This window comes from Nocardia sp. NPDC041819 (genome assembly GCF_055590505.1).
Genome location: NZ_JBVJAP010000004.1, coordinates 128,329 through 154,192, shown reverse-complemented (window position 1 = coordinate 154,192; position 25,864 = coordinate 128,329). Strand labels below are relative to the sequence as shown.

The window sequence follows — 25,864 nt, the reverse complement described above, 5'->3', positions numbered from 1 at the left end:
CACCACAGGGCCCCCGGCCTGACCCCGGCCGGGAACGGCCTAGACGGAGACGAGTGCGTCGGCCTCCGAGCGCAGCACGCGCAGTTTGCCGAGTCGCGCCTCGAGGTCGGCGATTCGTTCCGGCCTGCGGTCGCCGTACTTGCCGTAGTTCTCCTCGGCCGACCGCAGCGCGTCGTCCGCGGCGCGCGAGACCTCGGTCGCGATGTCGGTGAAGTGGTCGCGCAGCACCCGCTGCATGGCGCGCAAGCGATTGCGCGACTCCTTGCCGACCTGGAAGATCACGTCGTCCATCAGGCGGGCGACCGCGACCTTCGCCTCGGCGCGGCGGCGCAGCTTGCGGTTCTTGCGGTCGTCCCACAGCGCGTTGACGCCCAGCAGCGCGCCCGCGCCCGCCGAGTACCAGTTCACCAGTGACATGCCCAGCAGGCTGGTGGCCAGACCGACCATCAGGATGCCGCCGTAGGAGCCGCGCAAACCGGTCAGGAATTGTTGGGTTACACCGGCTTTCGCGCTCTCCAGAGGCTCCAGCGGCTGCACCGCCTCGAGCACTTCCCCCGGGTTGGCCAAGCGCAGGTCCGGTAGCGGAGGGGTCCGGTTGTCGGCCGGGAACTTGGCGGCCACCTGCTCGCACAGCTCCATCGAGCGGTAATGCGCCACGGCGAAGTTCTCCTCGACCGCCTCGCAGATGCGCGCGTCCAGATCGGCCCCGAATTCCTTCCACCGGCGCGCCGGATCGGTCTGGGTGATCTCGGTCTCGGCGTCGCGGATCAGGCTGCGCAGCCGGTGGCGCAGGTCGTGCTCGATGTCGGCCATCAGCTCTGTCGCGCCGTCGACCAGCGTGACCTGCCAGTTCGCGGTGCGCTGGCGCAGCTGGTCGGCCTCGTCGCGGGCGCGGGCCAGCTGATCGGTGATCTCGGCCCGTCGCCGCGGGTCGCGCAGCGCCTCGGCCTCGGTGCGCAGCGTCAGCGCGAGGTGGTCGCAGACAAGGCGGATGTCCTGGACCGCCGCTTCCAACGCCACCGCGTCCGCGCGGGCCACCACGTAGTCGCGCAGGTGATCGATCAGCTGCGGCACCCCGGATTCGATGTCGCGCTGGTAGTCACCGGTCAGCCCGGCCTGCCGGTGCAGCTCGGCGGAGACCGGCGCCACCGCGAAGCCGAGTCCCGCGGAGTCCAGCAGTTCGCGGTTGCGCTGCTGGGTGCGCGACCAGTGCGGGAACACGTCGATCTTGTTCAGCACGCAGATCACGGTCGGGCAGATCTGCTGGATGCGCTCCAGTTCGGCGATCTGCTCCATGGTCAGCTCGGTACCGGCGTCGCCGACGTAGAGCACGGCGTCGGCCGCGGCGATCATCGACCAGGTGGTGCGGTTGTCGCCCAGCGCACCCGGTGCGTCCATGACGACGACACCGTCGGCGAGCAACGGGCTCGGCTGGGTGAACTCGGCGCGGACGACGCCCTGGGTGGCCAGCGCCGGACCGGGATCGAGCGGGTCGACCGACTGGCGTTCGGTGCGGCCGTACTCGGTCTGCCGCACCAGCGTCGCGGTCGGTTCCGGCCCGTATTCGACGATCACCGGGACGCTCAGATCGCTGTTCGTCGCACTGACCGAGGCGCCGACCAGGCTGTTGACCAGCGTGCTCATGCCGTTCTTCGGATGGCCGACGACCACGAGCCGTACCCGGGGATCGCTCACCCTGGCGTGGACCATGCCCAATCGGCTGCCGAGGTCGTCGCGTCCCGCGGATCGGGCCGTCTCCCGCAGCTCGTCGAGTATTCGGATGAGCGGGGCCATCGCGTCCGGATGTTTCACGGTCGCAGCCTTCAGCCCGGCAGCGGCAGACAACCCTCCTCCTTACTCTCGGTGACTTTCGTTCTGGTACCCCCTGCGGTCCCTCCGCAGTCCTCGGATCCGCTCGCGGCCCGGCTACATCAATGAGATGTCCGACACATCCGACGCGTAGTGATGCGTTTCCGCCATGGCCGATTCCGGCAGCAGGGCGCTCGAGAGGCCGCCGCCCGAGGCCAGTGTCAGCGCGGAGTGATCGTAGGTGTGCTCGGCGACCGGGAAGCCGGAATCGGCCGAGTGGTCCACCATGAGCGGCGCCGAGATGCCGTGCGGCTTCGGGTCGATCACCTGGGGCTTGATCGGTGCCTGGGTGGGCGCGGGAGCGTTGAAGGTCGGCGCCGGAGTGTACGGCTCGACGGTGGGAGCGTGCGCGGGGGCGCTGTAGGTCGGCTGGTCCGGCGCGGTGTAGGTGGGCTGGTCCGGGGCCGTATACGTCGGCTGCGCCGGTCTGCTGACGGTCGGTACGTCGTCGGTCGGCAGGTGGTTGGTCGGCGGGGTGTCGTGCGAGGTGCCGCCGGTGCTGGGGCGGCCGGTGCCGCCGCCCGGTGTCGTCACGTCGTCGTCCGGAGTGGTCGGGGCATGCGGCGCCGGGGTCTGGGTGACCGTCGCGCCCGGGGTTTTGGTGGTCGGCCCGTCCGGCGCGGTGGTGATGCCGCCGTGCGGCGCCGTGGTCGCGCCGGGGAGCTTCGTGACGTCGATATCCGGCGTCTTCGGCGTGGACGGGGCGCTGGCATCGCCCGGAACGCTCGGCGTCGGCGTGGTCTGCACGATCGTCGTCGGGAGCGTTACCGTCGACACGGGCGGCTGGGTCGGATGAGTCGAATGGGACGGATGCGCGTCGGTCACCGGTGCGGGCTTCACCGCGGGCGTCGGGCGCACCGCGTCGAACAGCGCGGGGACGGCGGCCGCCGGAGCGGTCAGCACCGACGGCCCTTCCGGCGCGGCGAACACATTCGCGATCGGGGTCGAGGCGACATCGGGCTGGATCGTGGTCTGCAGCGGAGTGGCCGCGACGACCGGAGCGGCGGCGATTGCCGCGGGTGCGGGCGCCGGGGCGACGGCAGGAGCCACCGACGCCGCAGGCGCGACCGTAGCGGCGGGAGCGACCGGCGCCGAGGCCGCGAGCGGCTGCGCGACGCCCGACGACTGCGCCACGCCCGCCGGCGAGGACTGCGCGACGCCGGAGGCCGCCGACGACTGCGTCGCGGACGAGCCCGGTGACGTGAGTCCACCGAGCAGTCCGGGATGGCCGGGCCCATGCGGTTCGGTGACCGGGTGATCGATGCCGTCCGGCACGTGGATGCCGTCGGCCAGCCAGTCGGTGTACTCGTCGAGCTGATCGCCGACGTGACCGACCGCCATATCGACCTTCATCTCGGAGGTGAAGTAGATCCCGTTCGGGCCGAGCCCGAAGTCGACCTGCCACTGCGTGCCGACGAACGCCCCCAGATCGCTGCCCGCGCCGACGCCGTCGAACGGATCGTCCGCCGTCGTCGGCGCCGCGCCGACGCCGCTGTTTCCGGGCAGGTCGAAGACGGTGGAGCCGGGCGCGACGAAGCCGTTCGAGCCGGGCAGGCCGAACCCGTGCCCGGCTTGGCCGAGTCCGTGGCCGGGCAGGCCGAACCCGTGGCCGCCGGGTGCGTCGACATCGTTCGCTGCCTCGGACCGGACGCCGGGCAACGAGAAGCCGTGGGACGTGTTGCCCTCGGTCCCCGGAATGGTCGATCCGGATCCGGAACCGCCGTCCGTGCCGGGGATGCCGCCGAGCCCGGGGACACCGCCTCCGGAGTGTCCTGGCAATTGCATCCCGTGTGCGCCGGACTCGCCGCCGGGCAGCGTCGGCAGCGGCATTCCGGCGTCGGTACCGCTGTAGTCGCCGAGCGAGGGCAGCGATCCCGCGGGGCTTGCGCCGGTGCCGGGCAACGTGAACCCGGGGGCCGGGTTGACCGGGGCCGGATTTCCATGGGCGACCGGGCTGTTGGCGCCGTGCGAGGAGAACGGCGCGGGCTCGACCACCGGGTCCGGGAAGGTGATCACCGGGCTCGGCTGATCGGGATCGGGATCGGTGCTGTGCGCCCAGCCGGTGTGCCAGCTGTCGAGGCGGGATTCGCCCGATTGCGCGGGGACGCCGCCGCCGTTGGCGGCCACCAGGGCGCCGCCGGTGACATAGGCGCCCGCTCGCGCGACCCGTGCGACGCCGGTGGCCACCCGGTAGGCGGTGTCGCCTGCGCGGTCGGCGCCTTCGGTGTCGTCGTCGAAGGGCAGATCACGCGTCATAGAAGCTCCACTCTCGATTGTCCAGCATCCTCACCGCGCCGGTCCGACCGAGTGAAGATCACCCCAACAGTATTTCGGGAATACTCGCCTGTCACATTCTCCAGGACTGGAGAGAATGCCACTGTGGTGAGCAACACAACCTTGCCATCCGAATTACCGGATCGGAAGCCCCATTTCCGATGGCCTTTCCGAACTGCGCGCAGTCTCCGATACGCACCCTCACCAGGGACGATCGCATCGTCGCCCGCGCGGCGGTGGACGCGCCGGGAAAACTAATGGAACTCTAAGAGTTGCCGAAGGAGTGCTGAAGATCCGCTCCGTATCGTCGAATTCGATGAAACAGCCGTTCGGCAGCATCGACGCACGGGAGACCGGAGTGTGGGCGCATCAACGCGAACCCGCCATCTCAGACTGTGGGATTAGATTGACATCATGGCCGGACAACGAATCTTGGTCGTGGACGACGAGGTTCGCGTCCTCGCGTCGCTGCGGCGGGGACTGGAGCTCTCCGATTTCGAGGTGGTCACCGCGGCCGACGGCGCCGAGGCGCTGAGTATGGTCCGCGCCACCACGCCCGACGCGATGGTCCTGGACGTCAACATGCCCGAACTCGACGGTGTCGGCGTGGTCACCGCGCTGCGGGCGATGGGCAACGACATCCCGATCTGCGTACTCAGCGCGCGCACTGCGGTCAGCGACCGGATCGCCTGCCTGGAGCGCGGCGCCGACGACTACCTCACCAAGCCGTTCGATCTGGGCGAACTCGTCGCCCGGTTGAACGCGCTGCTGCGGCGCAGGCAGAAACCGGCGCCGCGGCCCGAGGAGGTGCGCACGGTCGGGCGGGTACGGATCGACCCGGCCGGGCACCGGGTGCTGGCCGGGGGCAGGCCGGTGGAGCTGACGAAGCGGGAATTCGAGGTGCTCGCCCTGCTCGCCGAGCACATCGGTGTCGTGCTCGGCCGCGAGCAGATCCTGTCCGCCGTTTGGGGATACGACTTCCCCACCGACACCAACGTCGTCGACGTGTTCGTCTCCTACCTGCGGCGCAAGCTGGAGACGGACGGCGTGCCCCGGGTGCTGCACACCGTGCGCGGCGTCGGCTTCGTCCTCCGGGAGGAACCATGAGCGGGTCACCGTCGCTGCGCACCCGGGTAGCCGTCGTGTCGGGGGTGGTCGCGGCGCTGGTCACGCTCACCTTGACGATCACCTTCGCCACCCTGCTCGGCGCCACCGGCGAACGTCAGCTGGACCAGACCGTCTCGTCGATGGCGGTGCGGATCGCCGCGCCCCTCGAAGCGGCTCCCGCACCACCGTCCGCGGCCACGCTGTCTCCCGAACAGGCGCCCGCGGACGCGCGGCGGCCGGGCGCGCCCGCGGACGCCGCCATCACCCGGGTCGACGGGTTACCCGGCGTGCTGGTCGCGCTCGATCCCGATCGCGATGTCGTGGAGGCGGCCATTCATCGCAGTCAGCGCATCGGGCTCGGCATCGGGGTGGCGGGCGCGTTGCTGGCCGCCCTGCTCGGCTGGTTCCTTGCCGGATACGCGGCCCGCCCGCTGCGCCGTCTGGCCGACGCCACCCACCGCATCGACACCTTGGAGGAACTGCCGCCGCTGTCCGGCCGCGGCGCACGGGAAGCCGAGGAACTCTCCGACGCGATCACCCGCATGCTCACCCGGCTGGAAGCCGCACACCGCGCCACCCAGCGAGCGCTGACCGGCGCACGCGACTTCGCCGCGGTCTGCGCGCACGAGTTGCGCACGCCGCTCACGGCTTTGCGCACCGACCTGCAGGTCCTGGCCACCAAGGAGCTTCCGGACCAGCAGCGCGGCGCGATCATGTCCGAGGTGCTCCTCGCCGAACAGCAGATCGAGAACACGCTGACCGACCTGGAACGCCTCGCGGTCGGTGAACTCACCGGCCCGGACGTCTTCGAGCCGTTCGACCTCTGCGACGTGCTGGACCGGGCGGTGCACGACGCACGACGCAGGCACCCGGGGGTGCGGGTGGAGCTCACCGAATGCGCTCCGGTCACGGTGACCGGTTCGCCCGGCGGCGTCGGGCTCCTCGTCACGAATGCCGTCGCCAACGCCGTGCAACACGGCCGGGCCGAAACCGTCACCGTCAGCGTCCGATCCGGCCCGGAGGACATCGTGGAGATCCACGTCGACGACGACGGGCGCGGCATCCCCGAGGCGCTGCGCGCCGACGCCTTCGACCGCTTCGTCAAAGGCCCCGGCTCCCCCGGCTCCGGACTCGGCCTGGCATTGGTCCGTCAGCAAGCCGAATTGCATTCCGGCACTGCCGAACTCGGCGAAAGCCCGCTGGGCGGAGCGCGCCTGCGCGTCCGGCTGCGCGCGGCCGGTTAGCCGCCTACTTCTTGTCCTTCGGCTTGTCCGAAGCGGCGTCGGAGGACAGCGCGGCCACGAAGGCTTCCTGCGGGACGTCGACGCGGCCGATCGTCTTCATCCGCTTCTTGCCCTCCTTCTGCTTCTCCAGCAGCTTGCGCTTACGACTGATGTCACCGCCGTAGCACTTGGCCAGCACGTCCTTGCGGATGGCGCGGATGTTCTCGCGGGCGATGATCTTCGACCCGATCGCGGCCTGGATCGGCACCTCGAACTGCTGGCGGGGGATCAGCTCGCGCAGCTTGGTGGTCATCTTGTGGCCGTAGGCCTGCGCCGCGTCGCGGTGCACGATCGCGCTGAACGCGTCCACCGCCTCGCCCTGCAACAGGATGTCCACCTTCACCAGCTGCGACTCCTGCTCGCCCGACTCCTCGTAGTCGAGGCTCGCGTAGCCGCGGGTGCGCGACTTCAACGAGTCGAAGAAGTCGAAGATGATCTCCGCCATCGGCATCGTGTAGCGCAGCTCGACGCGCGTCTCGGAGAGGTAGTCCATGCCGCCGAGCTCGCCGCGGCGGGACTGGCACAGCTCCATGATCGAACCGATGAACTCGCTCGGCGAGATGATGGTGCACTTCACGACCGGCTCGTACACCGTCTTGACCTTGCCCTCCGGCCAGTACGAGGGGTTGGTGACCACGTGCTCGGCGCCGTCCTCCATCTCCACCCGGTACACCACGTTCGGCGCGGTCGAGATGAGGTCCAGATCGAACTCGCGCTGTAGGCGCTCGCGCGTGATCTCCATGTGCAGCAGGCCGAGGAAGCCGCAGCGGAAACCGAACCCCAGCGCCACCGACGTCTCCGGCGTGTAGGTCAGCGCGGCGTCGTTGAGCTGCAGTTTCTCCAGCGCGTCACGGAGGTCCGGGTAGTCGGAGCCGTCCACCGGGTAGAGGCCGGAGTACACCATCGGGCGCGGCTCGCGGTACCCGGTGAGCGGTTCGCTCGCGCCGCCGCGCGCTCCGGTCACCGTGTCGCCGACCTTGGACTGACGCACATCCTTCACGCCCGTGATGAGATAGCCGACCTCGCCGACGCCGAGACCCTGGGTCGGCTTCGGCTCGGGCGAGACGATGCCGATCTCCAGCAGCTCATGGGTGGCGCCGGTGGACATCATCTTGATCTTCTCGCGCGGGGTCAGCTTGCCGTCCACCACACGGACGTAGGTGACCACGCCGCGGTAGGTGTCGTAGACCGAGTCGAAGATCATCGCACGGGCGGGCGCGTCGGCTTCGCCGACCGGCGGCGGGACCTGCGCGATCACCTGGTCGAGCAGATCGGTCACGCCCTCGCCGGTCTTGCCGGAGACGCGCAGCACGTCCGACGGGTCGCAGCCGACGATGTGCGCCAGCTCGGCGGCGTAGCGGTCCGGGTCCGCGGCGGGCAGGTCGATCTTGTTCAGCACCGGGATGACCGTCAGGTCCTTGTCCAGCGCCAGGTACAGGTTGGCCAGCGTCTGCGCCTCGATGCCCTGCGCGGCGTCGACCAGCAGGATCGCGCCCTCACACGCCTCCAGGGCGCGCGACACCTCGTAGGTGAAGTCCACGTGACCCGGTGTGTCGATGAGGTGCAGCACGAAATCGGTGCCCGCGTGCTCTCCGGTCCGGGGCTTCCATGGCAGCCGCACGTTCTGGGCCTTGATGGTGATGCCGCGTTCGCGCTCGATATCCATCCGGTCCAGGTACTGGGCGCGCATCTGCCGCTCCTCGACCACACCGGTCAGCTGCAGCATCCGGTCGGCCAGCGTCGACTTGCCGTGGTCGATGTGCGCGATGATGCAGAAGTTCCGGATCCGGGCGGGATCGGTGAACGTCGTGTCGGCGAAGCTGGCGGGCACTCCACTCCTCATGGGTATCGGCAAACTGCCGTCCATCGTCCCATGATGCTGTGTTGGTTTTTGCAGCGCCTGCGGCGCTGCGTGTTCACGGCCCCGGGAAGTCTCGCGTCCGAGCGACCGAGACTCGCGACTTCGTCGCATGCGCTTCGGTCACTCGGACGCGAGACGGGCCGCGAACGGTGCTCGTAAGACTCGCACTCGACGGGGCTGGGAGTGTGGTCGAGCGGAGGGCTTGCGACGTCGCCGCCGCCGGGCGCACCATGCTGCTCGGCCTCGGCACACCGGTCGTCTTCCGCGAAGGGCAGCGGAGCCGGGATTTCGTCCGCTCGGTACCGGATGGGCCGCATGTCCGACTCCATGGGCGGCTCGGGTCGTCGACGACCCGGACGACACAACGGATCCCACGCGGGTGAGAAGCGGCGGGTGCGCCGTTATTCTCCAGGGATGGCCCGAAGTTGGAACACCCTCGGCAAGCAGATCGGTCTGATCGCCAAACAACAGGGTCCCAAGATCGTCAAGCAGCAGAGGCCCGGGTTGGTCGACCGGCTGGTGGGGTCGCTGGCCCAGCGGCGCGCGACCGGTGTCGCGGTGCGGCCCGCCGCGTCCAGGCCGGTTCCGACCGCGGAGCGGGCCCGGCAGATCGTCTACTCGCCGCAACTGGACGGCCGTGCCGATCCCGGAGAAATCGTCTGGACCTGGGTGCCGTTCGAAGAGGATCCGAGCAACGGCAAGGACCGGCCGGTACTGGTGGTCGGCCGCGACCGTCGCACGCTGCTCGGCCTGATGCTGTCGTCGAATCCGGAACGCGCCTACGACCGCGACTGGATCGGCATCGGCAGCGGGGCGTGGGACCACGACGGCCGCCCCAGTTGGGTGCGGCTCGATCGGGTGCTCGACGTGCCGGAGGCGGGCATCCGCCGGGAGGGCGCGATCCTGCCACGCAAGACCTTCGATCTGGTCGCCCACCGGCTCTGCGCCGAATACGCCTGGCACTGAGTCCGATCATGCCTCGCGTGCTCGGGCCGACCAAGATCGCCATGCTTGTCACCGACATCGGTTTCCTGCTCTACTGGGCGATCGCGTTCGCCCGGGTGATCCCACCCGAATGGGCCTACAGGGATTACACCGACCCGATCCTCAGCGACTGGAACTACTCGTTCGTCGTCCTGGACCTGGCCGCGAGCGCCACCGGTCTGGCGAGCCTGGCCCGTACACCGGGCCGGCACACCCTGATGACCGTTTCGCTGACCCTGACCAGCGTGGCCGGGCTGCAAGCCCTCGCCTTCTGGACGCTGCGCGGCGATTTCAGCCCACTGTGGTGGGCGCCCAACCTCTTCCTGCTGCTGTTTCCCCTCCCGGCCTTGGTCACCCTGGTATGCGACGGCCCGCAGGAGCAAGCGGCGAGCTGACGATGCCGACGCGCCTACGGATCAATGACCCGGGCGGGAACGCGCCGGTCAGGAGATCATCTCCCGGGAACGTCCGTACAGCAGGCCGTACAGCAGCGCACCGAGGGCGCCGCCGATCAGCGGGAAGACGATGAACGCCCAGACCTGTCCCATCGCACCGTCCTGGTAGGGCGCCACGGCGAGACTGCGGGCCGGGTTGACCGAGGTGTTGTCCACCGGAATCGACACCAGGTGGATCACCGCCAGCGTGACGCCGATGGACAGCCCGGCCAGCGGCACGTCGGAGATCTGGTCGGTGGAGGACAGCACCACGAAGACCAGCAGCGCCGTCAGCATCACCTCGACGATGATCATGGCGGCCACCCCGTACCCGTTCTGCACCACCACCTCGCCGAGCGGTCCCCGGATCGCCGACGGACTGTGCTTGCCCCACCCGTTCGCGCCGAGCCCGTCGACCGGCCGATCGTAGGACGGCAGGTTCTTGGCCAATGCGAAGAGCACGAGTCCGGCAAGGAGTCCGCCGATCAGCTGCGAGATCACATATCCCGCCGCGGACACGCCGCTGAGCCGGCCGAGCAGCAGATGCCCCACGGTCACCGCCGGGTTGACGTGGCAGCCGGAGATGGGCCCGATCGAATAGACCAGGAACATCAGCGACAGGCCGAAGCCGAGCGCGACCCCCAGCGGCCCGACCTTCTCCCCCGCCAGCACCGCGGTGCCGACACCACCGATGACCAGGACGAAGGTGCCGAGCGCCTCGGCGCCCCATTTCTTGCTCTCGGGAATCGGTTTGTTCTCGACAGCCTCTTCGACTACTTCCTGGGCCGTTGGAGACATCTGTCCACCTTCCGCGTTCCAGACCTGCGCTCGGACTAGTCGTGGTACCGCTTCGACAACAGAGCCGCTCGAAGAGCAACGGTTGCTCTGAGGACGCTACGCGAGTCGAGTGATCTCTACAACGACTTCGGGGTCCGCCGATCCGCCCCTGGGAAGGGAGCCGTCGACAGCGAAATGTCGGCGTTGCTCAAGGGCGGTCTGGAGGAAAAATACTGGTCGCCAGGGGTGATACTGCCGGTCGCGCCAGGCCGACGCCGAAGTCTCTGCCTCGTCGGGAGCATGCCGGGCAGCCGGGGTAACCAGAAATACACCACGTCAGGGGTGCCATCTGCGCGGCCGCATGCCGGGCGTACGACTGCGATGCCCCCTGGAGCGCAGGTAGAGGCCGGCAGCACGGAAGCTGTGCCAGACGGAAGCCCGATCGCCCGACGGGCGATTACCCGAGCGGCGGCCGTCCGACCGGTCGAGTGTCGATTTCGTGCGCAGGACGGCGACTGGTAACCTCGATCTTCGGCGCTGCGTTACCCGTCCACCTCGGGTATGTCGCGCGCTCGACGAACTTTCCCAGGACAGACCAACCAGACAGGAACACGAGGAACCGGCGTGGCCAACATCAAGTCCCAGCTGAAGCGGATCCGCACCAACGAGGCGGCGCGCAAGCGCAACCAGTCGGTCAAGTCCGCGTTGCGCACCGCCATCCGCAGCTTCCGCGAGGCCGCGGCCTCCGGCGACAAGGACGCCGCCGCCGAGCGCCTCCAGTTCGCCAGCCGGAAGCTGGACAAGGCCGCCTCGAAGGGCGTCATCCACGCCAACCAGGCCGCCAACAAGAAGTCGGCCCTGTCGCTGGCCTTCAACAAGCTCTGATCCACCCGGTACCGCACGCCGGTACCGTGCTCGTGCTGTGACGCAGCCGCCGTGGCCTCGACGACCACGGCGGCTTTTGTCGTGCCCCGATGGCAACAGTGCCCCTCGTCCTTTCTACCTGGGGTTTCGGGATTCGGCCCGCGCCGTCTCAGAGGATCCAGCTACCATTCCGTGCATGGTAACCGTGTATGCCAATCAGACGGTCGTTCGCGCCGAGGATCTGCCGGATGTGATCCGCGCGGCCGAGGTGCTCGGCTTCGGACTGAAGATCGAGAATGTGCTCGTTCCCGACGACGACGGCGGTTACTCGTTGGAGTGGATCGTCACCCGCGACGAGGACGTGCCCGCCTACGAGGAGTGGGACGGCCGCTACGAGGACGCGGACGACGATGGTGAACTGATCCTGAGTTCCGCGGAATAGCCCCTGGTCACGACGCGTCCAGAGCGGCCGCCAGCCGGTCGAGCGCCGCCTGGGAATCGGTGTCGGCGGCGCGGTAGATGACGATCCGCTGGTCGGGATCCTGCACAGGCATCAGCACCTCGTAGCTGACGACCAGCGGACCCACCAGCGGATGCCGCAGCGGCTTGTTCCCCCGTCCCTGCACCCGCACGTCGTGGCGGGCCCACGCCTGCTCGAACTCCGGACTGTGCGCGGTGAACTCGGCGATCAGGTCGGCCAATGCGCGGTCGTCCGGGTGCGCGGCCCATGCCGCGCGCAGATCCGCGATGCCCTCACCGATGACGCGGTCGCGCTCGACATAGAAATCCCGCATGCTCGGGTCGAGCAGGCACAACCACATGGAGTTTCGCTGCCGCTCCGGTAGCGCGCCGAAATCGGTGATCAACGCCGCCATCTCCCGATTCCAGGCCAGGATGTCGTAGCGGTGGTTCACCAGCATCGCGGGCAGCGGCGACAGATCACGCACCAGCATGGCCAGGGCGGGTGCCGGGGCGGTGCTCGGCTTGCCGTGGTCCGGCTGCCGCTGGAGCGCCAGATCGAACAGATAGGCGCGCTCGTCGTCGTTCAGGCGCAGTGCCCGCGCCAGCGCGTTCAGCACCTCCACCGACGGACGCAGGCCGCGCCCCTGCTCCAGCCGCACGATGTAGTCGGTGCTCACGCCCGCGAGTTCGGCGACCTCTTCCCGCCGCAGCCCCGGCGTCCGGCGTGCCTGCCTGCGCTGCGGCAAGCCGAGATCCTCCGGCGTCAACCGCTCCCGGCGGGCCCGCAGGAAGGCGCCCATCTCCTGCACTCGATCCGCGCTGCCGCGACCTGCGCGGTTGCCGGGGGTGCCGCCGCCGGAGGCATCGCGGCGCCGAGTCGGATCCGCCGCGCTGTCGGGCTGTCCGTGGCTACGTGGGCCGCCGCCGGACCCGAGGTCGCGGCGCTGAGTCGAATCCGCGTTGTTCCCGGGCCCGCCTTGGGTACGCGAGCTACCGCCGGGCCCGAGCTCGCGGCGCTGGGTGGAGTTCACCGTGCCAGTCATCACCGTCGATCCTACGGCTGCCTAGGACTGGCCTTCCCAGGATGAAGCTTCCCTTACTCGGCTTCGCGCGCCGTTGAAAACTGGCTATCGACAACACGGCATCGCGAATCACAAGGAGATGGACATGTCCGGAGCCCGCACCCTCGACACCTACCGGCTGCTCGGCCGCTCGGGACTTCGAGTTTCTCCGCTGTCCCTGGGAACCATGACCTTCGGCGCCGATTGGGGCTGGGGCGCGGACCGGGACGAAGCCCGCAAGATCTTCGACACCTACGTCGAGCGCGGTGGCAACTTCATCGACACGGCCAACCAGTACACCAACGGCACCTCCGAGCAACTGCTCGGCGAATTCACCGCGGACAACCGCGAAAGCCTGGTGCTGGCCACCAAATACACCATGCTGCGCCGCCCGGGCGACCCGAACTCCGGTGGTAACCACCGCAAGAGCATGATCGGCTCGGTCGAGGCCAGCTTGCGCAGGCTGAACACCGACTACATCGACCTGCTCTACCTGCACGCCTGGGACTTCCTGACCCCCGTCGAGGAAATCCTGCGCGGCATGGACGACCTGGTGCGCTCGGGCAAAGTGCTCTACCTCGGCATCTCCGACGCGCCGGCCTGGCAGATCGCGCGGATGCAGACCATCGCGGACCTGCGCGGCTGGTCGCCGCTGATCGCACTGCAGATCGAGTACAGCCTGATCGAACGGACCGTCGAGCGTGACCTCATCCCGATGGCGCGCGAACTGGGCCTCGGCGTGATCCCGTGGTCGCCGCTGGCCAGCGGCGTGCTCACCGGTAAGTACAGCCGGGCCGATCTCGACCACGAGGCGGACGGTTCGCCCGAGGGCAGCCGCAAGAACGTGGCCGCCGCCAACGGCTCGCTCACCGAACGCGGGCTCGCCATCGCCGATGTCGTCAAGCAGGTCGCCGACGAAATCGGCAAGACGCCTTCGCAAGTCGCGCTGGCCTGGACGCTGCGCGATCCCGCGGTCACCTCGCCACTCATCGGTGCCCGCACCGCGGCGCAGCTGGAGGACAACCTCGGCGCGCTCGACGTTGAGTTCGACGCCGCCCAGCTCGCCCGGCTCGAACAGGCCAGCGCGGTGGACCTCGGCTTCCCGCACGAGTTCCTGAACCGCCCCATGACCCAGAGCGTCACCTTCGGCGACCTGAAGATCGAAGGGCGCGCCTGATCGTCGACGTGTGCGGCGGTGCGGAACTGGAACCACACCGCCGCACAGGGCTGTGACCTCGGCGTCGCGCACTTCCCGAACACGCGTCGGTTTACGGGGCATCGGTGCTCACACTCGGGGCCGTTGACCTCCTGACCTGCATCGCCCGGCCGAGGCAGCGGCGGTGTCTCGGCGTGCGATGGTCCCGGGCGTGTCCTGGACGGACGAACAACGAGGCCGCGACCAGCGCGAACCCGCCCATCTCGCACATGGATCGCCGCGACCGGGCGATCGTCTTCACGTCCCCCGCCACTGGCGCGTCGCGCCCACGGGATTCCGCGCCGAGGCGATGCCGCAGAACGAGGCAGCACGGATCGCAAGGGGCCTGTCCCCATCCGGGAGCCGCGGCACCACCGCGACCACCGCGACCACCGCGACCACCGCGACCACGGCGACCACGGCGACGTGTGCTCACCGATCCCGCTTAGACGCTCACGTGGCGGTTGATCCGACGGAGGTGACGAGACTCACATTCCGATCAGTTCGGGTACGCCGCACCGTCCACATCGTTGACCGCAACGACCGAGGAGAGTGGCCATGGACCTGGACGAGATCACGATGTGGACGCGCGCCGAACGTCTCGCCATCGCCGACCTCCTCGACGACCTGGACGACCACGAATGGACCGCCGACTCGCTGTGCCCCGGCTGGACCGTGCACGACGTCTCGGCTCACCTGACCCTGTCCAATCGGGTCACCCTCGGTGCGACAATCGCGGGAATCCTCCGGGCGCGAGGCGACTGGAACCGGATGACGGAGCGCATGGCACGCGACCGCGCGAGCCGCTACTCACCCGCCGAGTTGATCGCGCAACTGCGCGAAGGCGCCGCCTGGACTCGGCGGGCGCCGGGAGCCGGACCACTGGATCCCCTGGTCGACACCATGATTCACGGGCAGGACATCGCCCGCCCGCTCGGCAGGCGACACACCATGCCCCTCGAGCAGGCCGTCGTCGCGCTGGAACACGTGCTGCGCAGCCCGTTCTACGGAAGCAAGAAGCGTCTGCACGGTCTGCGCCTGGTGGCCACCGACGCGGAGTGGTCCTCCGGCGCCGGCGCAGCGGAGATCGAGGGACCGCTGAGCGATCTGCTGCTCGTGGCGACCGGACGCGCGGCAGGGCTCGCCGGATTGACGGGCACGGGTGTGGAAAGCCTCACCCGCGCGCTGTAGCGGTCGAGCCGGTCACATCCCCAGACATGGATCCTGGGGCCGTGCGCCGCGCCTTCTGGTCGGCGGTGACGACACGATGCCTGGCGAATGGCCGGCGGATCGTCATCGCGAAGACCTCACTTGATCACGACACGCGGCCTGGTCGACGTGGTCGTTCACACGTCCTTCGAACTCAGGGTCGTCTCGATCCGCCGTGGTCACGACGTCCTCCAAACGTCCGGAACGAACTGGCACCGATGTGACCTAGCACGCCCATTCTCAGCAAGCAGGATGCGGCAGGCCCTGCCGCGAGTGCCCGCGCCGACCACTACCCGCCTCTGTATCGAGCGGGCCACTCGATCTCCTGCGAGGCCAGCCGGATGATCGAACCGCGGCCCCGATCAGCCCGCGCCGTGCAGATCGAGTATTCGGGTGAGGGCGTGTTCCAGCGCGTAGCCCGCGTCGGCGGCGCCGCCCTTCACGTCGGCGTTGAGGGTCGCGACCACCTGGAGGGCGGAGCCGATGGTCGCGGGAGTCCAGTTGCGGGCCTGGGCTTGCGCCTTCTTCACCTTCCACGGCGGCATGCCGAGTTGCTGGGCCAGTTTGAACGGGTCACCGCGCCCGGCCGAGCCGACGCGCGCGATGGTGTGCACCGAGTCGGCGAGCGCGTCGGCGAGCAGGACGTGCGGCACGCCGCGATCGTTCGCCCAGCGCAGCGCCTCCATCGCGCCGGGGCGATCCCCCGCCACCGCCAGTTCGGCCACGTCGAAGCCGGAGACCTCGGCCTTGCCCGAGTAGTAGCGGCGCACGGCCGCCACATCGATCTTCCCGCCGGTGTCCGAGGCCAGCTGCCCGCACGCCGCCGCCAGCTCACGCAGGTCCGAACCCACCGCCTCCAGCATCACTTGGACCACCTCGCCGGACACTCGCACGCCGGCGTTGCGGAACTCACCGCGGACGAATTCGACTCGCTCCGCGGCCTTGGTCAGCTTGGCGCACTCGTGGGTGACCGCGCCCGCTTTCTGCAAAGCGGGCGCGAGCGCCTTGGCTCGCCCGCCACCGGAATGCACGACGACGAGCACCACACCCTCGGGCGGACTCTGCGCCGCCTCGGTGATCACCGCGACCGCGTCCTTACCCGCTTCGGCCGCGGCCTCGAGGATGATCACCCGGTCCTCGGCGAACAGCGACGGGCTCAGCAGTTCCGCGAGCTCCGCGGTGCTCGCGTCCCCCGCGCGCAAGCGATCGACCGGCACCGCGTCCGGGTCCGGGGCCAACGCCCGCACCTGCGCGGTCAGCGCCCCCAGCGCTCGCTCGATCAGCAGTTCCTCTTCCCCCAGCACCAGGTGCACCGACGCGGGCCGCTCGCTCACGACAGCGCCTCCCCGATGCCGGAGGGCGTCGTGCCCCGAGGAACCGCCGCATTGCTCCATCCGCCGCGCTCGTCCACAGCCCGATCCTACGGTTCCCAACCGACACCTCACCTAGCGGAACAGCGCTGGCGGCGCACTGCCACGGCAACGGAGTCGCCCGGGTTCTGCAACCCGGTGACCGGTTCCGGCGCGATCACTATTCCGCATGCTTGCCGGATCATCGTGACCTCGTCACGCGGAGATGTCCGCCGCTGCCGGACACCACGATGTCGCCTTCCCGGTCCGTTCGGGAGACCATGGCGCCGAGGGCGGACAGGTCCGCGAGGACGGCGGGGTTGGGATGGCCGAAGGTGTTGTCGGCGCCGACGCTGACGAGCACCAGGCGGGGCCGTACCGCGTCCAGGAATTCTTTGGTGGTTGTGCGTGATCCGTGGTGCGGGAGTTTGAGGATGTCCGCCTGGATGGGGATCCCGGCATGCATCAGAGCCCGCTGCGCGGATGCTTCGATGTCCCCGGTGAGCAGGATCCGGCCCGCGGGCGTGCGGGCGGTGACGACCACCGAACGGTCGTTGGCGTCCTCGGTTTCGGCGCCCCGGACGGGTCGCGGACCGCTTCTGGACGGCGCGAGCACTTCGAGTTCGATCGACCCGAAACTCAGGAGGTGCCCGGCCGACAACTCCAGCAGCGGTACTCCCGCGCTTCTGGCGATGGCCGCGACCTGCGCGAGCCCCGAGGCAGGAGTACGGGCGTCACCCGATGGGCGCACCGACCTTTTGCTCTCGAATTCGGCTGGATCACAATCGAGTTGCTCGCGCCTGCTCCCGTGGGAGGAGTGCTCGTAGATGCCCGGCAGCAGCCTTCGCGCGTCTCTCCGGCCGGTCAGAGGGGTGCGATGATTCTCCGCATCGCGCTTCGCGGCACCGATAAGCCCCGGTGCATACGCGGCCGGTGCAGCGGTCGGCACGGAGCCGCAGCCGGGATCGGCTTCGGAAGTCGGCCGGCCGGGGCCGGGCGGAGCAGGCGGCGCAAGACCGTCGAGCTCGTGGATTCCGACGGCGATCGCGTCGACCGCACGCTCGTGCAGTGCGCCGGTGAGCCCGTCGATGTGGTCCGCGTGCGGATGGGTGAGGATCAGCAGCGGGATGCGCGAGATGCCCAACCGGTCCAGGCAAGTGCGGATCGGGCGCGGATCCGGTCCGACATCGATGACGATGGCGGCGCCGGGACCGACCGACAGGGCAAGGCCGTCGCCTTGGCCGACATCGCATGCCGCGAGAATCCAACCGCTCGGCGGCCAGCCCGGATGCCAGAGCCGCACCGGGACCAGCACCACCGCGACGCCGAGCACCATCGCGGCGGCGATCCGCCGAACGGCTCGGGCACGCATGCCCGCGATCGCGCCCGCCACAACGGCACCCGCGATCAGCCCGCCCGCCACACCACCCGGCACCGCGACGGATGCGCCGGGCAGCGCGGCCGCGTGGCGGGCCACCCACAGCAACCACCACAGCGGCGGCGTAGCGCAACGTAAGACCAGGTCGGCTAGCGGCGACCACAGGCTCGCGAGCACCGCACCACCCGCCCCCACGACGGTGATCGGCGCGATGACCGGGGCGACAAGGACATTCGCGACCACCGCGACCAGGCTGAGCCGTCCGGTGAGCGCGATCACGATCGGCGTCGTGACCACGAACGCCCCGGCGGACACGGCGACTATCTCGGCGGGCACGCGCCACCATCCCCTGGCAAGCAACCAGTCGCCCCAGCTCGGCGCCAGCAGGATGAGGCCGCCCGTCGCGAACACCGACAGCGCGAACCCCGCGTTCACCGCGAGCCCGGGCCACAGGGCGAGCAGCGCGATGATCGCGGCGCACAGCGCGGGCAGCGCCTGCTTACGACGGCCCGTGAGCACAGCCAGCAGGGTGATCGCGCCCATCGCACCGGCGCGCAGCACGCTCGGGTCCGGCCGCGCGACGACGACGAACATGAGCAGCGCCGCGGCGGCGACGGCCACCGCGCCGCGCGGGCCGAGGGTCAGCACGCGCACGACGAACAACACGACGGAGAGCAGGATGGTGAAATTCGCGCCGCTGACCACGGTCAGGTGCTGTAGCCCGGCGATCTCGAAGTCGTCGCGCACCTGTCCGGACAGCGCCGAGGTGTCACCGACGACCAGCGCGGGCAACAACCCTGCGGCGTCGGGCGGCAGTGCCCGCATGGCCGATGCCGCGAAATCGGTGCGCACCGAATCGGCGATGCGCTGCCACCAGGGCAGCGGCCCCGCGGCGACAGGTGCTCCCTGTGCGTGCAGCGTGACGACGGTGAGGTCGGGCCGCCGCGGCTGGTCCACCCGGGCCCGGAACTCGACCGGGCCGCCCGGCGACACGTGGGCCCACTCCGGTCCGGAAGCCAGGACGACCACCGCGCCACCGGCCCGCACCGTCACACCCCCGCGCCGGTATTCGCGCAGATCCGCCCGGACCACCCACTGCCGGTCCGCACCGGCGACCCTGGCACGCAGTGGTTTCGGGTCGTCCGTCGGGGTGATCACCACACGCAGCGACTGCCCCGCCGCCGCCCGCAACGGATGGCTCACCACCCGATGTTCCCGCCATGCCGCGGCAGCCGCGAAGCCCGCCCCCAGTACCACAGCCGCGAGGGCCACCACCGCTACCGCTCGCCGACGTTCGCCACGGTGCGCGATCGCCCACAGCAGCAGAACCCACAACCCGATAGCCGAAATCGTCAACGCGGCCGCCAGTCCCACTCCGGCTCGCCACCCCGCCGTCACAGCCACGATCGTTGCGCCCCAACAGGACAGCGCGGCCGGCAAGAGGCGGGCGTCCAGCACCTGGACAGTGCCGGAATCCTCCGCCGCGACGCCTTGCTCCGAACCTCGAACGCCTTCGCCCGTGCCGGCCACCGGCGACTCCGCACGAGATCCAAGCCTCCGGCGAACCAGCTCGATCAAACCGCCTGCGGTCATACCCGCACCAGCTCCCGCAGCCGGGCCAGCCGGGCCGGGCCGATGCCGTCGACCTCGCCGAGTTGCTCGACGGAGGTGAAGCGTCCGTTTGCCGCACGCCAGCTGACGATGGCGCGGGCGGTGACCGGCCCGACACCGGGAAGAGCGTCGAGGTCGGATTCGGAGGCCGTGTTCAGGTCGATCCGACCCGCCGGGCCCGACGGGCGGCTCGGTGTGGCGGCGGATCCGGAGGACGGACGCCCGCCCGCACCGATCGTGCTGCTGCTCTGCTGCGGCCCGCCGGGGCTCGGAGCGACCGGTCCGACCAGCACTTGGTCGCCATCCGACAACCGCTGCGCGAGATTCAGGCCAGTGGTGTCCGCGCCCGCGCTCGGGCCGCCCGCCGCGGCGAGCGCGTCGGCGACACGCGACCCTTCGGGGAGGCGGACCAAACCGGTGCGCTGGACCAGGCCGACCACGCTGATGACCAATTCGGGCGTCGGCGGGGTCGGGTCGACGCGCTCCCGTGGTGCCGCGACGGCGCTCGCCGAAGCGGCAGTGCCCGGTGTTGCCAAGGCGACGGCCTGCCCGAGCGCCAACGGTGGCACCGGCTGGGCGATCGGGCGCTCGCGGAAAACGATCACGCCTGCGACGACCATCGCGGCGAGCCCGACGAGCGCGAGCGCACGCACCCCGCGACGCCCCGGATCGAATCGGATGCCCCGCAACCGTTCGGGCACGAGGCGGTGCCGCCAGTCGGGCCCGGTCACCGGCTCCGCCAGCCAGCCGGGGGACCGAACGCGACCGACATCGTCTTCGGACTCCCGGTCGGGGGCCGGATGGCCGGGCAACCGCATGAGATTCCATTTTCCCGCCCCGCCGGAAGTATCGTCCGGCCCTGGTTCATCCTGTTGCGTAATACCATCGGCGAAGCCCCCTTCGTGTGTCGATCCGCGCCAGTCCTCGTCCTCCCCGGATCCGGTCGCCCGGGTTTCCACCGCTGTCCCGCCGGAACGAGATGTGGACGGCGCTTCCCCAGCCACCGGCTGGGGGCGATCGACCTGCGGCGTGCGACTCGCCGATCCTGAAACCGCTGCGAGTGAGGAGGTTTCGCGGAGAAGCGGCGAACGCGCCCCCGCGCCGGACCGCCCCACGCGTTGGGCGGCCGCCCGGGCGGTACTCGACTCGCCCGCACGATCCGGCTGCCCGATCCTCTGTCCGGATTCGCCGCTGTGGGATCGTGCCGTCGCCCGAATAGACGGTGCCCGATCGGCTTCCGGCGACGTCGTCTCGGTGCCAACACCGGCCGTTCTGCTCGCGCCGACCCGGGCGGTCAGTTCACCCAATCGCCGTCGTACCCGCTCGCGTTCGTCCTGTCGTGACATGGCGGCGACAGTAGTGCCGACACGCGGCCGGAAAATCCGTCCGACCAGCGGGTTCGGCGAACCTGTTGATAACCGGAGCGCTGTGCACAACTCGCCCAACCTGTCGACGCCCACCATGCGGCACCGCAACACGGCGAGCAGATGACCGGCCACGCCGATGCCGCGGCCGACGGAGGATCAGAGGAATTCCCGGCTCAGCCCAGATCCTTGGCGAAGCAGTTCGACAAGGGCAGTACCTCATACGGCGAGAAGATCGGAATACGGTGATAGCCGCTGCGCTCGTAGAAGCGAACGGCCTCCGGTTGCAGGTGACCGGTTTGCAGTATCAGGCGAGGCTGCCCGGCCGTGCGGGCGGCATCCTCGGCGGCGGCGAGCAGCACGGCCGCGGCGCCGGAGCCACGGTGCGCGGAACGGACGAACATCCGCTTGACCTCGAGTTCCCCCGCGTTCCACCGCAGGGCGGCATGGCCGACCGGACCGCCGGAGTAAGCGACGAAGGTGCTGTGCACGGTGGCCGGGTCGATGGCATTCGGATTCGTGGACAGCTGCTTTGCCAGGTGGGCATAGCGCGGCCCGACCTCGGCAGCCATCTCCGCGCGCAATGTCACCGCGTCAGGATGCTCCCAGTCCACCGAGGTCACGGTGAGCGGCGAACGGAGCCGCGGCCTCGACACACTCATGCCCCGACGCTAACCACACGACGAACAGCCCGCCCGCATTCGGATCACCGAGATTGCTGTGTTCGGCGACGTTCAGTGGCACCCGCCCGGCACCACCAGCACGCCCAGCGCCCCCAACCCCAAGTGCACCGCCAGCGCGGGTCCGAATTCGGCGACGATGAGTTCTCTGATGCCGGGGACGAGTTCGCGCAACTGGCCCGCGACGGTCTGCGCGGCGTCCTCGGCACCGAGGTGCTGCACGGCCACCGCGGCGCCGTCCTCGCCGGCCGCGTCGACCGCCGCGGCGACGAGTTTCGTGTACGCCTTGGAGCGCGTCCGGACCTTCTCGCGCAGTTCCAGCCGCCCTTCGACGATGTGCAACAGTGGCTTGGTGACCAGCTCGCTGCCGAAGAACGTGGCCGCCGACGACAGCCTGCCGCCGCGGCGCAGCTGCTCGGTGCGATTGACCAGGATGAACGTGCGGGCACGCGCGGCGGCGGCGACCGCCGCGTCGTAGACCACGTCCAGCGGCGCCCCGCCCGAAGCTCGGCGCGCGGCGGCCAGCGCGGGCAGCCCGGTGGCGAGCCCGGCCCCCAGCGAGTCGACCAGGCGGACGCGGTCGGCGGCGTCCATGTCGCGCACGGCCTGTCGCCCGGCCTCCCAGGTCCCGGACAGCCGACGGGAAAGATGCACCGCGACAACGCCGTCGCCGCCGCTACGCTCCCAGGCCCGCTCGTAGACCTCGCGCAGCTCACCGGGTGAGGGGGCGGAGGTGGTCACGGTGTCGGAGGCATAGTCGATATCGACGGGATCCACGCCTTCCCGCATCGCCCGGTCACCGACCAGGACGTGCAGCGGGACAACGGCGATATCCAGTTCGTCGAGGTGTTCGGCAGGGAGGCCGGCGGACGAATCGGTGACGACCACGACTGCCACGGACTACCGAACCTCCTGCAGGGTCTTCACCATCGCGTTGGCCACCGCCGTGTGCCCGTCCCAGCCCCAGTGGATGCCGTCCGGGTTCGCCTCGCCGGAGAAGATGTTGTCGCGCACCGCTTCACCGAGGTCGACCAGCGGCACCGAGGTCCGGCCCGACCAGGCACGCAGTGCCTCGACGGCCCGTGGCCTACCGGAGTGCACGCGACCGTAGGCCGCGCAGTCGTGCACCGACGGCAATACCGCGACAACGGGCAGGCCGGGGCGCAACTGCGCCAGCGCCGTGCGGGACTGTTCCAGATAGTCGACGCTCACCTTCGGCGGAAGCGCCACGGGCCTGCCGAGTTTCGAGAGTTTGGGCTGCAACCAGTTGTAGGTGGCGCGCACGACGCGGCGCAGAGCAGGCGGGCGCACATAGCGGATCAGCTCGCGCAGGGCGGTGGGCAGCGGCGAGGGCAGCGTGTCCATACCGCCGACCGCGAAGACCACCGCACCCGCACGCGGCACCGCGGCCCACACCCTGGGATCGCCGATCAGCGCCCAGTAGGCGTCGCGGCAGGTCCAGCCGATCCGCGCGACCAACTCGACGTCCCAATCGAGCTCGGCGGCAACCAGGTTCGGCCAGATGCGCGGATGGTCGGCGGGCAGTCCGCCCTTCGGCCCGAAGTAGGAGAGCGAGTCGGCGATCACGAGCAGCACCGGGCGCGCGGCTTCGCGTGTTTCGGCCGGCTCGTCGGCGGCGAGGGATTCAGCGGCCGGCTCGGACGCCGCGAGTTCGACTTCCCCTGACACGGCGGGTCCGGTCGACGCGGTGGCGGGTTCGATCACGGCGTCGGTGGGCTGGGAGATCGCGTCGGCCGCGGACCCGTCCGCCACCGATTCGCCGAGCACTGCTGCCAGCCCATCCGGCGCGGCAGATTCGGCTAGCGCGTCGGCCGCGAGCTTGTCCGCCGCCATAGCAACCGGTTCACCGGGCTCTGCTGCGAACCCGATCGGCGCTGCGGCAATCGATTCCGCGATCGCCTCCACCGCGTTCATGGCAACCGGTTCGCCGGACTCCGCGGATCCATTCGGTGCTGCGGCGAAAGATTCGGCATCCGCTGCCCCGGCTCCGTCCGCAGCCGAAGCCACCGATTCGCCGAGCGCTTCCGCCAACTCGGCAACCGGTTCCGAGGCGTCGCTCGTGGTGGCGACGGGCGAGGTGTCGGCGGCGGCGTGCAGTCGCGGCTCCGCTCCGGCGACGATGCCGTCCTCCACGTCGGATTCCTCGGCGAACTCGGACCGGCCGTTGTTTTCCACGGCCGAGCCCGAGGCGTCCTCGGACGTTGCCTCGGGTTCGCGGGCAGCCGGTGCCGGGCCGCCGAACAACGCGTCCGGCAACTGCCGTTCGGGCTTGGCCGACACCTTACGGAACAGTTCGTCGGGGACCGATCTGATCGGCTCTTCAGAGGACATCCGGTGCTACCTTCGCCGCTGCGTTCCACACATCCAGACGCCAGCCGGGCTGTTCGATGCTCGGACCGTGACTGCTGAGCTGCACCCAGCTGGTGTTGGCCAGTCCTCCGAGGATCGGCCAGTTCTGCGGCGGCAGGTCGAGCAGCGCGGCCGTGAGGGCGGCGATCAGCCCGCCGTGCGCCACCAGGATGATAGTCCGGCCAGGCCAATCCTGTCGCTCGACCAGCAACTCCCGCACCACCGGCAGCGACCGCGCACCGACCTCGAGTTTGCTCTCGCCGTTGGGCGGGGTGTAGTCCGCGTTCAGCCGCCACGTCATGCGCGCGCCCGGGTAGTCGGCGTCGACTTCCAGGTGGGTCAGGCCCTCCCAGTCGCCGAGGTTGGTCTCCCGCAACCTGGTGTCGGGCACGACGGTGAGGCCGGTGTGCTCGGCAAGTGCCGTCGCGGTGTCGAAGGCCCTGCGCAGGTCCGAGGAGTGGATCGCGATGGCGTTGCGCGAAACCAGTTCGCGTGCGGCCTCTTTGGCCTGTCTGCGACCGAGTTCGGTGAGATCGGTGTCGATCTGGCCTTGCATCCGGTCGGCGGCGTTCCATTCGGTTTGCCCGTGGCGCAACAGGATCAAGGTGCGCACGCCGGCATGTCTGCTCACGATCGCGCCTCGTCCTCCGTCGCCGCCGAGCGTGTCTCCGGAGGCCCGGTGAGGCCGCTGACCGGCACGACGGGGCAGTCCTTCCACAAACGTTCCAGCGCATAGAAATTGCGCTCGTCGTTGTGCTGGATGTGCACGACGACGTCGACGTAGTCCAGCAGCGCCCAGCGGCCTTCGCGGGTGCCCTCGCGCCGGACCGGCTTGTGCCCGGCCGCGCGGAGCTTCTCCTCCACGTTGTCGACGATGGCGTTGACCTGGCGTTCGTTGGGCGCCGACGCGATCACGAAGCAGTCGGTGATCACCAGCTGCTCGGACACGTCGAGCACCACCACGTCCGACGCCAGCTTCTCGTCCGCGGCCAGCGCGGCGACCTGCGCGATCTCCACCGATTCGGTCGACGCCGTCATGCCCGCACCTCGCTGCGCTCGCTCACGCTCAGCTACCTTCCGCTGCTCCGGGCACATACAGGTGCCGCTTCGATATGTACTGCACCACGCCGTCGGGGACGAGGTACCACACCGGCCGGTTCTCGGCGGCGCGGCGACGGCATTCACTCGACGAGATCGCCAGCGCGGGGACCTCGATCATGGTCACCGCATCCGCCGGAAGATCCCGCAGATGCTCTTGAAGGTGATCGATGTTCAGCTCGTACCCCGGACGGCTCACCCCGACGAACTTCGCCAGGTCGAACAGTTCCGCCCAATCCTGCCATGTCAGGATGCTGGCCAACGCGTCCGCACCGGTGATGAAGTACAGCTCGGCACCGGGATGCGCCGATTGCATCTCCCGCAGGGTGTCGACGGTGTAGGTCATCTTGCCGCGATCGATGTCCGCGCGGCTCACCGAGAACCGCGGATTGGACGCGGTCGCGATGACGGTCATCAGATACCGGTCCTCGGCCGGGCTGACCTGTTTGTGCGATTTCTGCCACGGTTGCCCGGTCGGGACGAAGATCACTTCGTCCAGGTCGAACCGGTGCGCGACCTCGCTGGCGGCGACCAGATGCCCGTGATGGATGGGGTCGAACGTGCCGCCCATCACCCCGAGCTTGCGGCCGCGCCGACCTCTCTCGTGCATGACTGCCGAGCTTAACGGGTCGCG

22 protein-coding genes are annotated in these 25,864 nt (G+C 69.8%); 8 read left to right on the top strand and 14 right to left on the bottom strand.

Going from position 1 to position 25,864, the window contains the following annotated elements:
- Positions 1-39: 39 nt before the first annotated feature.
- Both ACZ6DL_RS15250 and ACZ6DL_RS15245 read right to left on the bottom strand, forming a co-directional pair.
- Positions 40-1,812: a dynamin family protein gene (locus ACZ6DL_RS15250; RefSeq protein ID WP_466051498.1), complete on the bottom strand. Its 1,773-nt coding sequence runs from the start codon at positions 1,810-1,812 to the stop codon at positions 40-42.
- Between the two features lie 114 nt (positions 1,813-1,926).
- Positions 1,927-4,125 carry a hypothetical protein gene (locus ACZ6DL_RS15245; RefSeq protein ID WP_466051496.1) on the bottom strand — a complete coding sequence of 733 codons (2,199 nt, stop codon included), beginning with the start codon at positions 4,123-4,125 and terminating at the stop codon, positions 1,927-1,929.
- A 432-nt stretch (positions 4,126-4,557) separates the two neighbouring features.
- On the opposite strand from ACZ6DL_RS15245, the gene ACZ6DL_RS15240 reads away from it, so the two are divergent.
- Both ACZ6DL_RS15240 and ACZ6DL_RS15235 read left to right on the top strand, forming a co-directional pair.
- Positions 4,558-5,250: a response regulator transcription factor gene (locus ACZ6DL_RS15240; protein WP_466051495.1), complete on the top strand. Its 693-nt coding sequence runs from the start codon at positions 4,558-4,560 to the stop codon at positions 5,248-5,250.
- Entirely contained in the window at positions 5,247-6,494 is a 1,248-nt protein-coding gene (locus tag ACZ6DL_RS15235) for a HAMP domain-containing sensor histidine kinase (RefSeq protein WP_466051493.1), read from the top strand. Before ACZ6DL_RS15240 ends, ACZ6DL_RS15235 begins: the two co-directional genes overlap by 4 nt.
- Before the next feature lie 4 nt (positions 6,495-6,498).
- On the opposite strand, the gene lepA is transcribed toward ACZ6DL_RS15235, so the two are convergent.
- Positions 6,499-8,400 (bottom strand): translation elongation factor 4, encoded by a 1,902-nt coding sequence (gene lepA, locus ACZ6DL_RS15230; RefSeq protein WP_391467412.1) that lies wholly within the window; start codon positions 8,398-8,400, stop codon positions 6,499-6,501.
- Positions 8,401-8,808: 408 nt separating this feature from the next.
- Here lepA and ACZ6DL_RS15225 point away from each other — a divergent pair, with 408 nt between their 5' ends.
- Positions 8,809-9,360, top strand: coding sequence for a type II toxin-antitoxin system PemK/MazF family toxin (locus ACZ6DL_RS15225; protein WP_393235538.1), 552 nt, complete (start codon positions 8,809-8,811; stop codon positions 9,358-9,360).
- Positions 9,361-9,377: 17 nt separating this feature from the next.
- Positions 9,378-9,773: a DUF5360 family protein gene (locus ACZ6DL_RS15220; RefSeq protein WP_466051490.1), complete on the top strand. Its 396-nt coding sequence runs from the start codon at positions 9,378-9,380 to the stop codon at positions 9,771-9,773.
- A gap of 48 nt (positions 9,774-9,821) precedes the next feature.
- Here the strand turns inward: ACZ6DL_RS15220 and ACZ6DL_RS15215 are convergent, their stop codons facing one another.
- Positions 9,822-10,610, bottom strand: a complete 789-nt coding sequence (locus tag ACZ6DL_RS15215; RefSeq protein WP_040865531.1) for an aquaporin — start codon at positions 10,608-10,610, stop codon at positions 9,822-9,824.
- 603 nt (positions 10,611-11,213) lie between these two features.
- Here ACZ6DL_RS15215 and rpsT point away from each other — a divergent pair.
- Both rpsT and ACZ6DL_RS15205 read left to right on the top strand, forming a co-directional pair.
- A complete protein-coding gene (gene rpsT, locus ACZ6DL_RS15210) occupies positions 11,214-11,474 on the top strand; it encodes a 30S ribosomal protein S20 (RefSeq protein ID WP_040865530.1) in 261 nt (86 codons plus the stop codon).
- Between the two features lie 175 nt (positions 11,475-11,649).
- Positions 11,650-11,895, top strand: coding sequence for a hypothetical protein (locus tag ACZ6DL_RS15205; RefSeq protein ID WP_040865529.1), 246 nt, complete (start codon positions 11,650-11,652; stop codon positions 11,893-11,895).
- A gap of 7 nt (positions 11,896-11,902) precedes the next feature.
- On the opposite strand, the gene ACZ6DL_RS15200 is transcribed toward ACZ6DL_RS15205, so the two are convergent.
- The gene (locus tag ACZ6DL_RS15200; RefSeq protein ID WP_466051487.1) at positions 11,903-12,958 is read right to left on the bottom strand and encodes a helix-turn-helix domain-containing protein; all 1,056 of its coding nucleotides are present in this window, start codon (positions 12,956-12,958) and stop codon (positions 11,903-11,905) included.
- Between the two features lie 124 nt (positions 12,959-13,082).
- Between ACZ6DL_RS15200 and ACZ6DL_RS15195 the strand changes: the two genes are divergently transcribed.
- A complete protein-coding gene (locus ACZ6DL_RS15195; RefSeq protein ID WP_357117171.1) occupies positions 13,083-14,153 on the top strand; it encodes an aldo/keto reductase in 1,071 nt (356 codons plus the stop codon).
- A 576-nt stretch (positions 14,154-14,729) separates the two neighbouring features.
- Positions 14,730-15,362, top strand: a complete 633-nt coding sequence (locus ACZ6DL_RS15190) for a maleylpyruvate isomerase family mycothiol-dependent enzyme (protein WP_466051485.1) — start codon at positions 14,730-14,732, stop codon at positions 15,360-15,362.
- Between the two features lie 380 nt (positions 15,363-15,742).
- Here ACZ6DL_RS15190 and holA read toward each other — a convergent pair whose 3' ends face one another.
- The 9 genes from holA to nadD form a co-directional block, all read right to left on the bottom strand.
- On the bottom strand, positions 15,743-16,714 hold the full coding sequence (gene holA / locus ACZ6DL_RS15185; protein WP_466051483.1) for a DNA polymerase III subunit delta: 972 nt from the start codon (positions 16,712-16,714) through the stop codon (positions 15,743-15,745).
- A gap of 217 nt (positions 16,715-16,931) precedes the next feature.
- Positions 16,932-19,637 (bottom strand): ComEC/Rec2 family competence protein, encoded by a 2,706-nt coding sequence (locus tag ACZ6DL_RS15180; protein WP_466051481.1) that lies wholly within the window; start codon positions 19,635-19,637, stop codon positions 16,932-16,934.
- A 59-nt stretch (positions 19,638-19,696) separates the two neighbouring features.
- Positions 19,697-20,536 carry a ComEA family DNA-binding protein gene (locus ACZ6DL_RS15175; protein WP_466051479.1) on the bottom strand — a complete coding sequence of 280 codons (840 nt, stop codon included), beginning with the start codon at positions 20,534-20,536 and terminating at the stop codon, positions 19,697-19,699.
- Between the two features lie 722 nt (positions 20,537-21,258).
- Complete coding sequence (locus tag ACZ6DL_RS15170) at positions 21,259-21,744, bottom strand: GNAT family N-acetyltransferase (protein ID WP_466051477.1); 486 nt, start codon at positions 21,742-21,744, stop codon at positions 21,259-21,261.
- Between the two features lie 72 nt (positions 21,745-21,816).
- Complete coding sequence (locus ACZ6DL_RS15165; protein ID WP_466051475.1) at positions 21,817-22,659, bottom strand: DegV family protein; 843 nt, start codon at positions 22,657-22,659, stop codon at positions 21,817-21,819.
- A 3-nt stretch (positions 22,660-22,662) separates the two neighbouring features.
- Positions 22,663-23,358 carry a diglucosylglycerate octanoyltransferase gene (gene octT, locus ACZ6DL_RS15160; RefSeq protein WP_062976586.1) on the bottom strand — a complete coding sequence of 232 codons (696 nt, stop codon included), beginning with the start codon at positions 23,356-23,358 and terminating at the stop codon, positions 22,663-22,665.
- A gap of 745 nt (positions 23,359-24,103) precedes the next feature.
- Complete coding sequence (locus tag ACZ6DL_RS15155; RefSeq protein WP_373283853.1) at positions 24,104-24,763, bottom strand: histidine phosphatase family protein; 660 nt, start codon at positions 24,761-24,763, stop codon at positions 24,104-24,106.
- Positions 24,760-25,170 carry a ribosome silencing factor gene (gene rsfS, locus ACZ6DL_RS15150; protein ID WP_393235573.1) on the bottom strand — a complete coding sequence of 137 codons (411 nt, stop codon included), beginning with the start codon at positions 25,168-25,170 and terminating at the stop codon, positions 24,760-24,762. The genes ACZ6DL_RS15155 and rsfS overlap by 4 nt, the downstream gene beginning before the upstream one ends.
- Positions 25,171-25,198: 28 nt before the next feature.
- On the bottom strand, positions 25,199-25,840 hold the full coding sequence (gene nadD / locus ACZ6DL_RS15145; protein WP_084499312.1) for a nicotinate-nucleotide adenylyltransferase: 642 nt from the start codon (positions 25,838-25,840) through the stop codon (positions 25,199-25,201).
- Between the last annotated feature and the right edge of the window lie 24 nt (positions 25,841-25,864).